Genomic DNA, 14,267 nt, shown 5'->3' with positions numbered 1-14,267 from the left:
TGATTTTGTGATCCACTACAATGTCTCCTGAGCCATGCGAGAAAAAAACGGCACTGCAGCCTGTCATTTCGCCTGAAACAACAACCGAATATCTCGATCTCGACTGGTTTCGACAACAACAACAGCAGCAGCAAAATCCGTTCGATATTATTCCGGTTCATGGCGCAGTCGCTACTGAAGGCACCCCAGATTCAGATACCCCACTAACCTTGCTTTATCAGGAATACCGACAGGCGTTGTTGTCTCCTGAACAAGATATTCATCGTCATGCCGATCCTTTCCCCCTTAATGGAGAGGGTGGCACGCAGGAGTTGTCTTCATTGCGTGATCTGGTCACTGAAGCCGATACATTACAGGATATGGTCACTGGCGGGTTAAGTATTGACGCTATTCTCGATGTACTGGATGCCACCGGTGAAGGAGAATCTACCTGGCCTACCAAAAAGACTCCTCCTGATATCCTGCATCTGCTTTCTCCTGAATACAAACCGGAGGCAGTGCATAACGCCATTCTGCCCGATCTGACGCAGCGAGAGCACCGAGTCATCGGCATTGACAGCCATTACCGGATAAACCCGGCACAACACGGAGATATCACTCATGACAAACAATAACGTGCTACCGGCTACCTTGTCGGCGCTGCTGCGAGACTATTCCGTGGCAGAGGGCATTCAACTGGCGGAACACCAGGTAAAGATGCACCCGGCACAGGCTTCACGTCGGCACAGCCTGTTTCAGTTATTGTGCGCAATCGGTGACTGGTCGCGGGCGCTGCAACAAATTCAACTGTGCGCCCGAGTGGACGCAAATTATGCTCGCGAGGCACAGGTATTTGGCGAGCTGATCCACTGTGAAATATACCGTCACTCCTGCTTTCAGGGCGAACAGCGTCCCGGTTTTATTCTCCCACCACTCGCCTGGATGGAGGATTTACTGGCTGCTCTCGCCTGTAACGCCCGCGGCGAAGTGCAGGAAGCCGATGCCAACCGCAGCCACGCGCTTGAAGCTATAACAGACACCACCGGGCAGTGGAATGGCGGCGTATTCGACTGGATAAGCGACAGTGACTCGCGTACCGGCCCGGTGCTGGAACTGGTCGCTGGTGGCGTGTATATCTGGCTGCCATTTTCGCAAATTCGTTCACTGAAATCCCCCCTGCCGGCTAATCTGACAGATCTAATCTGGAAACCCGTCAATATCACACTTCACAACGGCGACACACACAGCGCCTGGCTGTTTCCTCGCTACAGTGGTTCTGAAAGCGCTGCTGACGCCTTGCGTCTGTGCCGGGAAACCACCTGGCAGGATGGGCCAGGAGAAACTCTGGTTACGGCGTTAGGACAAAAAATGTGGCTCACCAGCCACGGCGATATCAGCCTGCTGGATATGACCTCTTGTACTTTTAATACACCCGAAAGCAGTGACGCATGAGCGCCTCTCGTTTGCGCCAAAGCAACCACCTGATGCCTACATTGTTTGATCGACTGTGTGACGATGCCCCGCAGCAGAAGCGCGATCACGATATCAGCGTCAGTTCAGTCCAGTTCAAGGAGATCATCCGCCGGGATTTGTCATTTTTACTCAACACCGTCAGTCATGAAGATGATATTGATGCCACTCGTTACCCAGAGGCGGCAGCTTCTGTTCTGAACTACGGCCTGCCTCCACTGGCAGGCAGCTTTCTGTATGAACACAAGTGGGACGATATCCGCAGGGCTATTTTACGCACGATTACTCGATTTGAACCCCGGCTGAAAGCATCCACCCTGCAAATAATTCCACTACAGGATGAACAACGCCAGAGTGGCCATAACACATTACAGTTTGAAATTCGTGGCGAAATCCTTACGCAGCCGTATCCGACGGCATTCCGGGTACGCAGCGCGTTGGATATGGAACAGAGCCGCATTACGTTTTTTTAATATAGAGGGTGACCGATGGATCCACGGCTACTGGAATACTATAACCGCGAATTGAGCTACCTGCGTGAAACGGGAGCCGAATTTGCCGAACGTCATCCCAAAGTCGCCGCCCGGCTGGGAATGCAGGGAACGGATATTGCCGATCCGTATGTGGAGCGGATGGTTGAGGCCTTCAGCTTCCTGACTGCCCGTACGCAGCTTAAAATTGACGCTGAATTTCCGCGTTTCACCCAGCGCCTGCTGGAGGTCGTCAGCCCCAATTATGTTACTCCCACGCCCTCAATGAGCGTGGCACAGTTGCATCCCGATCCGGAAGAAGGCGATTTGGCGAAGGGATTCACCGTCCCACGCGACACCGCTTTTTTTTCCGCCATTCCGGAAGGCGAAAGTACCGCCTGCCAGTTTCGCAGCAGCCAGGATGTGACGCTGTAGCCGCTCACCATCGAAGAGGTGCGCCTGACTGCAGCTCCACCGGATATGCCTGCTCTGCATCGCTACCTACCTACCAACATTCATGTCGCCGGTGCGCTGCGTATTACCCTGCGCACCTTCGGTGAACTAACGTTTAGCCAACTTGCCGGGCTGGACAGGCTGCCGCTATATCTCTGCGGCGAGGAACGCACAGCCTCTCACCTGTTCGAACTTCTGCATACCAGTTCCATTGCCACACTGGCAGGCGTTCCGGGTCATTTTGACGGCGTACTGGATGTAAATCTGAAACAGCCAGTTACCTACGAGGGGCTGGAGCCAGGTCAGGGACTGCTGCCACTGGCCTGGAACGTATTTCACGGTCATAACCTGCTGCATGAATATTTTGCCTGTCCGGAACGCTTTTATTTTTTCACGCCGGCAGGTCTGTCTGCCGGGTTACAGAAAATTAACGGCGGCGTAGCGGAGATTGTGATCTTACTAAATCACCTGCCGCCGGACTGGCTGATCCACCAGACAAATGCGTCACAGTTCAGCCTGTTCTGTACCCCGGTTGTTAACCTTTTTCCCCGCGTCACCGCCCGAATCGACGTCACCCACAGCTCGACAGAGCAGCACCTTGTGGTGGACAGGACCCATCCACTGGATTATGAGGTGTTCTCGGTCCAGGAAGTGGAAGGGCTGGAAACCGACACTACACGGAAAATGACCTTTCGCCCGCTCTACCACACCCGCAATAACGATGAAGGCAACCACGGGCGCTATTTTTCCCTGCGCCGGGAGCCGCGTCGGTTGTCGGAAAACGCCCGCCGCTACGGCACCCGCATCCCCTATACGGGATCGGAAGTGTTCCTGTCACTGGTTGACCAATATGAAGCGCCATACCCGGAAAATCTGCGCCATATCACCATCACGGCCATGGTCACCAACCGCGATCTCCCCTGCCTTATTGCACGCAATGGCTGGGACGATCTGACCGTGGATGCGGCCATCCCGGTGGCGGGCGTGGGACTTATTCGCCCGCCTCGTCCGCCGCAGCATCCACTGGCGGAACGTGAAATGGCCTGGCGGTTGATCCGCCAGTTATCCTTTAATTATCTGCCGTTGGCAGATCTGGATCACCGTACCGGCGGTCAAGCGCTACGCGATCTGCTTAACCTGTTTATTCCGGCGCATGACAGTCCGCAATCACGACAGGTACGCAGCCTGATTGGCTGCAAAACAACGCCGGTCACCCGCCGTCTGCCGGGTTCCGGGCTGCTGGTCTATGGTCGCGGCGTCTGTTGTGAGCTGACGGTGGATGAAGAAGGTTTTTCTGGCATCAGTCCGTATCTGTTCGGCCTGGTGCTGGAACACTATATCGCCCGTCATGTTTCCATTAATACCTTCTCGCAGATGACGCTGCACAGTATGCAGCGCGGCAAAATTATAACCTGGCCGGTCAGGGCCGGACAGCGGGGAAGTGTATGAACGGCGATTTCACTCAGGCGCAGGGAATGCCCTGGCGTTACGGTTTTCTGAACCTGATGCGCCGCGTGAATGTACAGTTGTGTACCGTCCCTGCAGGTAGTGCCTGGCAGCCACGAATGGAAAAATTCCGCCTCGGGCAAACACCTGCGCTGACTTTTGCACCACGGGAAATCGCCAGTGTAAGCTGGCAGGAAGGGCGCCTGCACGTCAGTCTGTACAGCCTCGGGCTGTGGGGGCCGAATGGCCCGCTGCCGCTGCACTACACCGAACTGGCGCGTAACCGGACCGAAAGCTACCGCGATCCGACGCTAACCTGTTTTACTGACCTTTTTCATCACCGCTGGCTGACCCAGTTTTATCAGGCCTGGCGCAGCGCCCAGTCAGCTGGAGGTGGTCTGGATAAACCGAAATATGACCGATTTGCCTTTTATATCGCCAGCCTCAGCGGGCAAGATTTGCGAGAAAGTGTAGACAGCCCGCTACCGGATCACGTTCGCCTGGCGGCATCGGCTCATCTGGCGCGCGAATCACGCAATCCAGACGGGCTGGCTGCCACGCTGGCGCACTATTTCGGCGTGCCTTTCCGGATACAGGAATATGTCCTGCACTGGATACCCGTGGCAGATGATGAAATTACCCGGCTGGGGATACCAGCCCTTTCTTCCATCATTGGCAACGGCGCACTCATCGGTCAGGCCGTACCGGACATGCAGTATAAGTTCAGACTGGTGATTGGCCCACTGACGCTGGCCGATTATCAACGCTTCCTGCCTGGCGGCAACAACCTGCCCGTATTGACGGAATTGGTTCGCGCCTTTACCGGGTTTGAATACTGCTGGGAAATTGAGCTACAGCTAAAACCACACGCCGCTCCTCCTGCCGTTACCGGCGGCCCATATCAGTTAGGCTGGACCGCCTGGGCTGGAAAAGCCATGCACGACGATCCGGTGACAGGCATGATTTTCGAACCTGAGCACTATCTGGCGCACTAAGGATAATTTAATGGATACATCTCTGTCAGACCCTATTTCGGCCGAACGCCCCTGTGGCCCGGATCTGGAATATGATCCGGAATACCTGCTGCTGTTCACCCGCGCTGCACCGCGTGAAGAAGCGCAATATGGCGATTTTGTCAGTACGCCGGAAACCATTAACTGGGCAGAACTCGAGCGAGACGCTCGCCGCCTGCTGACACGAAGCAAAGATATCCGAATCCTGGTGATTCTACTGCGCTGCCGTATCCAGCAGGCCGGAGCCAGAGGACTGGCAGAGGTACTCACGCAACTCGAAACGCTGTGCAGCTTGTACCCGGATACCATCCATCCACAACTGCTTGCAACTGAAGATATCACCGCCGAAGATGCGGCAGTGGCGCGCAGCAACGCACTATCGGCGTTGCTGGACCACGAAGGCGTAATGGCGGATATCCGAGGCATTACGCTGTCAAATAATGCCACTTTGCGCCTCCAGGTGCGAGATGTGGAACGCTCGTTGTCTGCATCACGCCCGGCGGATGCCCTGGCGCCGGAATCGGTACGTCAGCAATTGGCCGATCTGGAAGCTCGCGGTGTACTGCCGCTAGACGCTTTTCGCCAGGCCGCTGAAAACACTGAGCGACTGCAACGCCATGCGCGTAAAATGCTGAATGACCATGCTCCGGACTTTTCGCGGCTTACGCAACTGCTGACTCTGTTACCGGGAGCGGTGCAATCAACCACGCCAGAGATCCCATCACAGGAAACATTGGCTGTTCTTCCGGAGCATGTCTCCATCAATAATACTGAAACGGCACAGGCAGAGTATGTTGCACCACTCGAAGATATACCTGCTGAAAAGACCGGAAAGGTCTGCGCAGAACAAAGGCAAATTAGCGACCGGAACGATGCGCTGGAACGTTTGAGAGTTATACGTCGCTGGTTTGAGTATAGCGAGCCGAGCAGTCCGACTATTCCCTTGTTGCGTCAGGCAGAGCGCCTGGTCGGAAAACGCTTCTCGGAAGTAATAAATGAAATTCCAGCAGAATTACTGGAGAAATGGGATGCGTTGGAATAACAGAAATGGCCAGAATTTATAATAGCTGGTCATTATATATGATGTGACAGTTTTTTAGATTATATCTATTTGCCTTCAGGGACAACAAACTCTCCTGAAGGCTAAAACGACGAAAGCCTGAATCATTACTGACTCAGGCTTTCTGAATATTGGCGGAACGGACGGGACTCGAACCCGCGACCCCCTGCGTGACAGGCAGGTATTCTAACCGACTGAACTACCGCTCCGTGTTGTGTTCCTTTGGGAACGAGGCGAATATTACGGATTGCCTCGGCCTTCGTCAACGATTTTTCTCATCTTTTGAATCGTTTGCTGCAAAAATCGCCCAACTCGCTATTTTTAGCGCCTTTCACAGGTATTTATGCCCGCCAGAGGCAGCTTCCGCCCTTCTTCTGCACCAGATCGAGACGAGCTTCATGTGCTGCAAGCTCTTCATCTGTCGCAAAAACAACGCGTAACTTACTTGCCTGACGTACAATGCGCTGAATTGTTGCTTCACCTTGCTGCTGTTGTGTCTCTCCTTCCATCGCAAAAGCCATCGACGTTTGACCACCGGTCATCGCCAGATAAACTTCCGCAAGGATCTGGGCATCGAGTAATGCCCCGTGCAGCGTTCGTTTACTGTTATCTATTTCGTAGCGAGCACATAATGCATCGAGGCTGTTGCGCTTACCGGGAAACATTTTCCTCGCCACCGCAAGGCTATCGGTGACCTTACAGAAGGTATTCGTCTTCGGAATATCGCGCTTAAGCAACGAAAACTCGTAGTCCATAAAGCCGATATCAAACGCTGCGTTATGGATAACCAGCTCCGCGCCGCGAATATAGTCCATGAACTCATCGGCTACTTCGGCAAACGTGGGCTTATCGAGCAAAAACTCATCGGCAATACCGTGTACGCCAAAGGCTTCCGGATCCACCAGCCGATCGGGTTTGAGATAAACATGGAAGTTATTGCCCGTCAGTCGACGGTTCACCACTTCAACGGCACCAATCTCAATGATCTTGTGGCCTTCATAGTGCGCGCCAATCTGGTTCATACCGGTGGTTTCGGTATCGAGAACGATCTGGCGTGTAATTGCAGTGCTCATAGCGGTCATTTATGTCAGACTTGTCGTTTTACAGTTCGATTCAATTACAGGAAGTCTACCAGAGATGCTTAAACAGGTAGAAATTTTCACCGATGGTTCGTGTCTGGGTAATCCAGGACCTGGGGGTTACGGTGCTATATTACGCTATCGTGGACGCGAAAAAACCTTTAGCGCTGGCTACACCCGCACCACCAACAACCGTATGGAGTTGATGGCCGCTATTGTCGCGCTGGAAGCGTTAAAAGAACACTGTGAAGTCATTCTGAGTACCGACAGCCAGTATGTCCGCCAGGGGATCACCCAGTGGATCCATAACTGGAAAAAACGTGGCTGGAAAACAGCAGACAAAAAACCAGTAAAAAATGTCGATCTCTGGCAACGTCTTGATGCCGCGTTGGGGCAGCATCAAATCAAATGGGAATGGGTAAAAGGCCATGCCGGTCATCCAGAAAACGAACGTTGCGATGAACTGGCTCGTGCCGCGGCAATGAATCCCACACTGGAAGATACGGGATATCAAGTCGAAGTTTAAGCCTGTGGTTTACGACATTGCCGGGTGGCGCCAACCGCCTGGCGAATTCGTGGCTTGTTTTTACTCTGTTTCATCGGATTTAGCGTTAAAGGAATAGTCCGTTTCCGGGCAACAATAAGTTGTAAGCAACCAAGCGCAGGAATATGCGCGCTCAATAGTTTTCCACCATGTTTATTCCACGGAAGAACGTGGAAACGGCTGGCGTGTAGCACTTCAAAATTCAACAAAGAGAGCCAGTCCAGTTGCCGCATCAGGGTAAACATCCGGCTGTTATAAGGCGATGTTTTTCGCAATACCGGCACAAGTTTGCGTAATCCCATTAAACTGATGGGATTGAAGCCACTAATGACCAGCCAGCCATCATCAATCAATACCCGATCGGCTTCACGCAACAAACGATGCGGATCGGTGCACCATGGCAACGTATGCGCCAATAGACAAACATCGACGGATTTATCGGCAAAAGGAAGATGAAGCGGGTCCGCCTGCACTTGTACGGGCTTTCCTTGCGCAGAAACATTCACTTGATGAGAAACCGCGCACGCTTCGCAATTGATTTCTGCGCTTAAATTGCCAATCTTAAGCAGATGAAAACCATACATTTTCGTGAACCATGGGTTGAGCTGGCGCTCCAGCGCCTTGCGATAAAGCTCTCCCCAGGGCAAATCGCCCCAGCAATCAGGAGCCACGACTGTTTGAGGGTTCCTTGCCGGTTTCATCACAACCTTCCGTTTCACACTGAGAGGTAATATATGAATCTTAACAGTATTCCTGCCTTTGATGACAATTACATCTGGGTTTTGAATGATGAAGCAGGCCGTTGCCTGATTGTCGATCCTGGAGAAGCGGAGCCGGTAGTAAAGGCCATTGCCGCCAATAACTGGCAACCGGAGGCCATATTTCTCACCCACCATCACCACGATCATGTTGGCGGCGTAAAAGAACTGGTGGAAAAGTTTCCGCAAATTGTGGTCTACGGTCCACAAGAGACACAAGATAAGGGAACAACGCAGGTAGTCAAAGATGGTGATACTGCCTTCGTTTTGGGGCATGAATTTAGTGTAATTGCTACACCAGGTCACACTTTAGGACACATCTGTTACTTCAGCAATCCTTATCTATTTTGCGGTGATACTCTTTTCTCTGGTGGCTGCGGGCGATTATTTGAAGGTACGGCTTCTCAAATGTATCAATCACTTAAAAAATTAAGTGCTCTACCTGACGATACACTGGTATGTTGTGCTCATGAATATACTTTATCAAATATGAAGTTTGCCTTGAGTATTCTTCCGCACGATTTGTCCATAAATGATTATTATCGTAAAGTTATTGAGTTACGGGCAAAAAATCAAATTACACTCCCCGTAATTCTGAAAAATGAGCGGAAAATTAATGTTTTTTTAAGAACAGAAGATATTGATTTAATTAATGTAATTAATAAAGAAACATTATTGCAACAACCTGAGGAACGTTTTGCCTGGTTAAGGTCAAAGAAAGATAGATTCTGATAAAACTTTCTTGTCATCGGCTTCGTTCGCCGTTATGATCGGTCGTCTTTTAAGCAACTATTGACACACACATGAAGGCAAAAGCGATATTACTCGCCTCTGTCCTGCTCGTGGGTTGCCAGAGTACCGGTAACGTCCAACAGCACGCACAGAGCCTTTCTGCAGCTGGTCAAGGGGAAGCAGCAAAGTTTACAAGTCAGGCACGATGGATGGACGATGGGACGTCTATCGCGCCAGATGGTGACTTGTGGGCTTTCATTGGCGACGAGCTAAAGATGGGAATTCCGGAAAATGACCGGATTCGCGAACAGAAACAGAAATATTTACGCAATAAGAGCTATCTCCACGATGTAACTTTACGGGCAGAGCCGTATATGTACTGGATAGCCGGGCAAGTTAAAAAACGTAACATGCCTATGGAACTGGTACTACTACCCATAGTGGAGAGCGCTTTTGATCCTCACGCGACGTCTGGCGCCAATGCCGCAGGCATCTGGCAGATCATTCCGAGCACGGGGCGCAATTATGGTTTGAAACAGACTCGCAATTATGACGCGCGTCGCGATGTTGTTGCTTCAACGACAGCCGCGCTGAACATGATGCAACGTCTGAACAAGATGTTTGACGGCGACTGGCTTTTGACCGTAGCGGCTTATAATAGCGGCGAAGGTCGGGTCATGAAGGCAATTAAAACGAACAAAGCACGTGGGAAATCCACGGACTTTTGGTCGTTACCGTTGCCGCAGGAAACGAAGCAGTACGTGCCTAAAATGCTGGCATTGAGCGATATTCTCAAAAACAGCAAACGTTATGGAGTACGTCTGCCGACGACCGATGAAAGCCGTGCTCTGGCGCGTGTACACCTGAGTAGCCCGGTTGATATGGCGAAGGTTGCAGATATGGCGGGAATTTCCGTCAGCAAGCTGAAGACATTCAACGCTGGTGTAAAAGGCTCCACGCTGGGAGCAAGTGGTCCGCAGTACGTGATGGTGCCAAAGAAGCATGCAGATCAACTGCGTGAATCTCTGGCTTCCGGCGAAATTGCTGCTGTACAGTCGACGCTGGTTGCCGACAATACGCCGCTTAACAGTCGTGTTTACACCGTTCGTTCTGGCGACACGCTTTCAAGTATCGCTTCACGTCTCGGCGTAAGCACCAAAGATTTGCAGCAGTGGAATAAACTGCGCGGAGCTAAGCTGAAACCAGGCCAAAGTTTGACGATTGGCGCAGGTAGTAGCGCACAGCGGCTGGCAAACAACAGCGATAGCATTACGTATCGTGTGCGCAAAGGCGATTCGCTTTCAAGCATTGCTAAACGCCACGGCGTGAACATCAAAGATGTGATGCGCTGGAACAGCGACACTGCGAATCTGCAACCAGGCGATAAGCTGACGTTGTTTGTGAAAAACAGCAACATGCCAGATTCCTGATAAACCAGATAATAAAAAGGCACCGATTCCCCCGGTGCCTTTTTTATTTATGCCGCTTTATGTGCTTCTACCATGATGATATCACTGGTGAAAGAGCCATCATTCTGCAAGGCAAAATACGTTTTCACCTCTGTCGATGCGCTCTGTTGGTAAATGCGAATAGCGTCTACTAATGCTTCTGGCGTACGCATTCTGGCGCCCCATGAAGAAAATTCCAGCGGTAACTTATCTGTAATTAAATTATCAACTATCAGTTTGGCTTCATTGATTAACGTCAACCACTCACCGCTGGCGTAGTTTCGTACGTGAGAGGTATCGCGTAATGCTTCTACCGTCTGTAACCAGATGTCGCGCACTGGGTGACCCGGAGACATTACGTCCATCACAATCAGCCTACCGCTGGGTTTCAATATCCGATTCACTTCACGCAGTGCTGCACCAACATCATGCCAGTGATGGGCAGAATAACGGCTGATAACAATATCAAATGCGTTATCGGCAAATGGCAGACTTTCGGCATATCCCTGGCGGGTGGTGATATTTTTCAGGTGCCGGGCTTCGGCAGCTTGTGCCACGACATCCAGCATTTGGGCAGATAAGTCATACGCCACCACCGCGCTCACGTTTTGCGCAGCGACAAAGCTGGCATGCCCTGCTCCGCAGCCCATATCAAGTACATTTGCATCAGGATAATCAGCCAGACGCACCGCCAGGCGCTGTAAATCTCGCCCGGATGCATGTACGGTACTGGTTAAATACTCACTGGCCTGCGAGCTAAACTGCTTTTCTACGTGGTCATGGTGGGATTGTATTGTCATTGCGCTGTCCTTTTGTTGTTTGAGTATAAAAGGGCAGCGCCAAACGTTGGTCTGCCCTGTGGCAGACCTGACATACCTTATTTATCAGGCTTGCCGGGACTGAATTCAACGAGTAGCGGATTGTGATCGGAAGCGCGCGTAACCAGTACAGAAGCTTCGCTGACGTTAAGACCACGGTAGAAAACAAAATCGAGCGGGCGACCAAACGCCCGACGGCGCTGATCATCGGTAAAACGCACCTGGCGCAGCGACATTTCCCGCGCAAAGCGATATAACGCGTTCATCCTTCTACGGCTCCAGGCATTGAAATCTCCCGCCATAATGACCGGGCCGCTGTGATGGGCAATCTGATCGCCAATAGGAAGTAACTGCTTACTGTAAACATCTACGCCAAGACTGAAGTTGACGGCGTGAATATTGACGACCATCAACAGGCGGGTATCAGGTAATGGGTAGACCGTCACCAGCGCTGATTTCGCCAGACGTAAAATAGGTTCACGTTCGCGTAACGGGCAGCAATAAATGGGATGTGCCGCCGAAAGGGTCATTACACCGGAAGGATGCTGCGGCAGCACGAAAGCGGGTACCTGATCGGCAGCAAGATAGTTAGCAGTCGCAAACTGTACTAACTCCGGCGTTGTTTGCGCTTCCTGTAATAAAACCAGATGTGCATCTTTGCCGTAGTTCTTTAATACCGACAACCATTCAGCGCGTTGCTGTTTGTATATGTTCCACACCAGGATCCGAATACGCTCTTCGGTACTTAACGGTTCTCCGGGCGGTAATGCCTGGCCAATGCTCGCAAAAGACCCCGGCGGTAAAATCCTTTCCGCAGGTTGTCCGGCAACATAGCGCATGGCATAGGTGTTTTTTCGCACTTTTGACTTTGAAACCTCTATTACGTCACCCCTTCCGCATTCAGGAGGGTTCTACTGTTATAGGGATTTTAGCTCACTCTTTCAACGAGCAATTGTATATTGTTATGTAAGCAAGTGCTTACACCGGTCAGAATTTTACTCATTATTGAGAACATTAAATCGGATGACATATCACGTATCCTGATGGTTTAATGACAAATAAGTCCACAATCTCTCTTATATTTTGCGACAGAGGCAAAAATGAAAGCTACGTCGGAAGAACTCGCTATTTTTGTTTCGGTTGTCGAAAGCGGCAGCTTTAGCCGGGCGGCCGAACAATTAGGGCAAGCGAACTCTGCGGTAAGCCGGGCAGTCAAGAAGTTGGAAATGAAACTAGGCGTCAGCTTGCTTAATCGCACCACGCGACAACTTAGCCTGACGGAAGAAGGCGAACGTTATTTTCGTCGCGTGCAGTTGATTTTGCAGGAGATGGCTGCGGCAGAATCAGAAATTATGGAGACGCGTAATACACCGCGTGGACTGTTACGGATCGATGCCGCGACGCCAGTGGTGCTGCACTTTCTGATGCCGTTGATTAAGCCTTTCCGTGAACGCTATCCGGAAGTCACTTTATCGCTAGTCTCCTCCGAAACGATTATTAATTTGATCGAAAGAAAAGTAGATGTCGCGATACGCGCCGGTACGTTAACGGATTCCAGCTTACGTGCCAGGCCGTTATTTAACAGTTATCGAAAAATTATCGCCTCCCCTGATTATATTTCCCGCTACGGGAAGCCAGAAACGATCGACGATTTAAAGCAACATGTTTGCCTGGGATTCACTGAACCCGCTTCCCTCAATACCTGGCCGATAGCCTGTAGTGATGGACAATTACATGAGGTGAAGTACGGTTTGTCATCCAATAGTGGGGAAACACTGAAACAGCTTTGCCTGAGTGGCAACGGGATTGCGTGTTTGTCCGACTACATGATCGACAGAGAAATCGCTCGCGGAGAATTGGTGGAGTTAATGGCAGATAAAGTGTTGCCAGTTGAAATGCCATTCAGTGCAGTCTATTACAGCGACCGTGCGGTAAGTACGCGCATCCGGGCTTTTATCGATTTCCTTAGCGAGCATGTAAAAACAGCTCCCGGAGGAGCTGTCAGAGAGGCTTAATCCCATTCAGGAGCCAGACCTTCCGGGCTAACCAGGCGGTCGTTGCAATCCAGTGCGGCGATCGCTTTTTTATCTTCGGCATCAAGCTGTAAATTTTGTGCCTTAAGATTACTCTCCAGGTTTTCACGTTTAGTAGAAGAAGGAATTACGGAGTAACCTTCCCCCATCGCCCACGTCAGAATCACTTGTGCCGGGGTCGCATTGTGTTTAGCTGCAATACGAGCAATAACCTCATCTTTCAGTGCATTACCATAAGCCAGCGTCATATAGGAAGTGATATGAATGCCGTGCTGTTTGGCCCAATCAACCACTTTACGGTTTTGCAGATAAGGAGAGAGTTCAATCTGGTTGGTAGCGATGTTCTCAGCGCCAACAGCAGCAATCGCTTTTTCCATCAGCGGGATCGTGAAGTTGGAAATACCGATCTCACGCGTCAGCCCTTGTTTTTTGGCTTCCAGCAGCGCCTGCATAAACTCTTCAACAGAGACTTCATCGTTTGGTGACGGCCAGTGGATTAGCGTCAGATCAACATAATCGGTACGCAACTTTTGCAGGCTTTCTTTCAGGCTCGGGATCAATTTGTCTTTGCTGAGATTTTCAATCCAGATTTTAGTGGTGGTGTAGAGTTCATGACGAGGCACGCCACTTTCTGCAATCGCCTGACCTACTGCAGCTTCGTTATCATAGATTTGTGCGGTATCAATTGCGCGATAACCAAGTTCTAGCGCCGTTTTCACAGATGAAATAACAACGTCGTCTTTGAGACGGAAAGTACCTAAACCAAATACGGGGATAGCCATAATATGCCTCTTTTAATGCTATTTTCGTTAATTGAGGTGATTATGGGCTTCAGACTGTTGCGGAAAAAGGGCGCAAAACGCAGAGGATTTTTGCGATTTTAGCAATAATAGAAATACAAACGAAAAAAAACCTCGAGCGTTAACTCGAGGCTTCTTAATAAGTGGCGGAACGGACGGGACTC

The 14,267-nt window shown here is 51.0% G+C and carries 13 protein-coding genes, 1 tRNA gene and 2 pseudogenes; 10 read left to right on the top strand and 6 right to left on the bottom strand.

The window, feature by feature from the left end; translation table 11 throughout:
* Positions 1–32 precede the first annotated feature (32 nt).
* The 6 genes and pseudogenes from tagK to FEK46_RS09215 form a co-directional block, all read left to right on the top strand.
* Positions 33–614, top strand: a pseudogene (tagK, locus tag FEK46_RS09240) (type VI secretion system-associated protein TagK); the annotation flags it as partial.
* A complete protein-coding gene (locus FEK46_RS09235; RefSeq protein ID WP_138194670.1) occupies positions 601–1,431 on the top strand; it encodes a type VI secretion system accessory protein TagJ in 831 nt (276 codons plus the stop codon). The pseudogene tagK and the gene FEK46_RS09235, both read left to right, overlap by 14 nt.
* Positions 1,428–1,922, top strand: a complete 495-nt coding sequence (gene tssE / locus FEK46_RS09230; protein WP_130209743.1) for a type VI secretion system baseplate subunit TssE — start codon at positions 1,428–1,430, stop codon at positions 1,920–1,922. Before FEK46_RS09235 ends, tssE begins: the two co-directional genes overlap by 4 nt.
* Before the next feature lie 15 nt (positions 1,923–1,937).
* Positions 1,938–3,821 (top strand): annotated as a pseudogene (gene tssF / locus FEK46_RS09225) (type VI secretion system baseplate subunit TssF).
* Positions 3,818–4,813 (top strand): type VI secretion system baseplate subunit TssG, encoded by a 996-nt coding sequence (gene tssG, locus FEK46_RS09220; RefSeq protein WP_138194668.1) that lies wholly within the window; start codon positions 3,818–3,820, stop codon positions 4,811–4,813. Before tssF ends, tssG begins: the two are co-directional and overlap by 4 nt.
* A gap of 10 nt (positions 4,814–4,823) precedes the next feature.
* A complete protein-coding gene (locus tag FEK46_RS09215; protein WP_138194667.1) occupies positions 4,824–5,873 on the top strand; it encodes a type VI secretion system ImpA family N-terminal domain-containing protein in 1,050 nt (349 codons plus the stop codon).
* A 150-nt stretch (positions 5,874–6,023) separates the two neighbouring features.
* Here FEK46_RS09215 and FEK46_RS09210 read toward each other — a convergent pair.
* Together FEK46_RS09210 and dnaQ are read right to left on the bottom strand one after the other, a co-directional pair.
* Positions 6,024–6,100 (bottom strand) — tRNA-Asp (locus FEK46_RS09210).
* Between the two features lie 132 nt (positions 6,101–6,232).
* Positions 6,233–6,964: a DNA polymerase III subunit epsilon gene (gene dnaQ, locus FEK46_RS09205; protein WP_001366128.1), complete on the bottom strand. Its 732-nt coding sequence runs from the start codon at positions 6,962–6,964 to the stop codon at positions 6,233–6,235.
* A 64-nt stretch (positions 6,965–7,028) separates the two neighbouring features.
* Between dnaQ and rnhA the strand changes: the two genes are divergently transcribed.
* Positions 7,029–7,496, top strand: a complete 468-nt coding sequence (gene rnhA, locus FEK46_RS09200; RefSeq protein ID WP_000917883.1) for a ribonuclease HI — start codon at positions 7,029–7,031, stop codon at positions 7,494–7,496.
* Here rnhA and FEK46_RS09195 read toward each other — a convergent pair.
* A complete protein-coding gene (locus tag FEK46_RS09195) occupies positions 7,493–8,215 on the bottom strand; it encodes a class I SAM-dependent methyltransferase (protein ID WP_131162116.1) in 723 nt (240 codons plus the stop codon). The genes rnhA and FEK46_RS09195 overlap by 4 nt on opposite strands.
* 33 nt (positions 8,216–8,248) lie before the next feature.
* Here FEK46_RS09195 and gloB point away from each other — a divergent pair, with 33 nt between their 5' ends.
* Positions 8,249–9,004 (top strand): hydroxyacylglutathione hydrolase, encoded by a 756-nt coding sequence (gene gloB, locus FEK46_RS09190; protein ID WP_130209751.1) that lies wholly within the window; start codon positions 8,249–8,251, stop codon positions 9,002–9,004.
* 71 nt (positions 9,005–9,075) lie between these two features.
* The gene (mltD, locus tag FEK46_RS09185) at positions 9,076–10,434 is read left to right on the top strand and encodes a murein transglycosylase D (protein WP_130209753.1); all 1,359 of its coding nucleotides are present in this window, start codon (positions 9,076–9,078) and stop codon (positions 10,432–10,434) included.
* Between the two features lie 47 nt (positions 10,435–10,481).
* On the opposite strand, the gene FEK46_RS09180 is transcribed toward mltD, so the two are convergent.
* Both FEK46_RS09180 and FEK46_RS09175 read right to left on the bottom strand, forming a co-directional pair.
* Positions 10,482–11,252, bottom strand: coding sequence for a class I SAM-dependent methyltransferase (locus FEK46_RS09180; protein WP_131162113.1), 771 nt, complete (start codon positions 11,250–11,252; stop codon positions 10,482–10,484).
* Between the two features lie 77 nt (positions 11,253–11,329).
* Positions 11,330–12,130 carry an endonuclease/exonuclease/phosphatase family protein gene (locus FEK46_RS09175; protein WP_089628352.1) on the bottom strand — a complete coding sequence of 267 codons (801 nt, stop codon included), beginning with the start codon at positions 12,128–12,130 and terminating at the stop codon, positions 11,330–11,332.
* Positions 12,131–12,370: 240 nt separating this feature from the next.
* Here FEK46_RS09175 and yafC point away from each other — a divergent pair, with 240 nt between their 5' ends.
* Positions 12,371–13,285 (top strand): DNA-binding transcriptional regulator YafC, encoded by a 915-nt coding sequence (gene yafC, locus FEK46_RS09170; RefSeq protein WP_130260828.1) that lies wholly within the window; start codon positions 12,371–12,373, stop codon positions 13,283–13,285.
* On the opposite strand, the gene dkgB is transcribed toward yafC, so the two are convergent.
* Positions 13,282–14,085: a 2,5-didehydrogluconate reductase DkgB gene (gene dkgB / locus FEK46_RS09165; RefSeq protein WP_138194666.1), complete on the bottom strand. Its 804-nt coding sequence runs from the start codon at positions 14,083–14,085 to the stop codon at positions 13,282–13,284. The genes yafC and dkgB overlap by 4 nt on opposite strands.
* Positions 14,086–14,267 lie beyond the last annotated feature (182 nt).

The sequence above is a fragment of the Escherichia sp. E4736 genome, assembly GCF_005781225.1.
Classification (GTDB): domain Bacteria; phylum Pseudomonadota; class Gammaproteobacteria; order Enterobacterales; family Enterobacteriaceae; genus Escherichia.
This window is presented reverse-complemented; position numbering and strand designations above follow the sequence as displayed.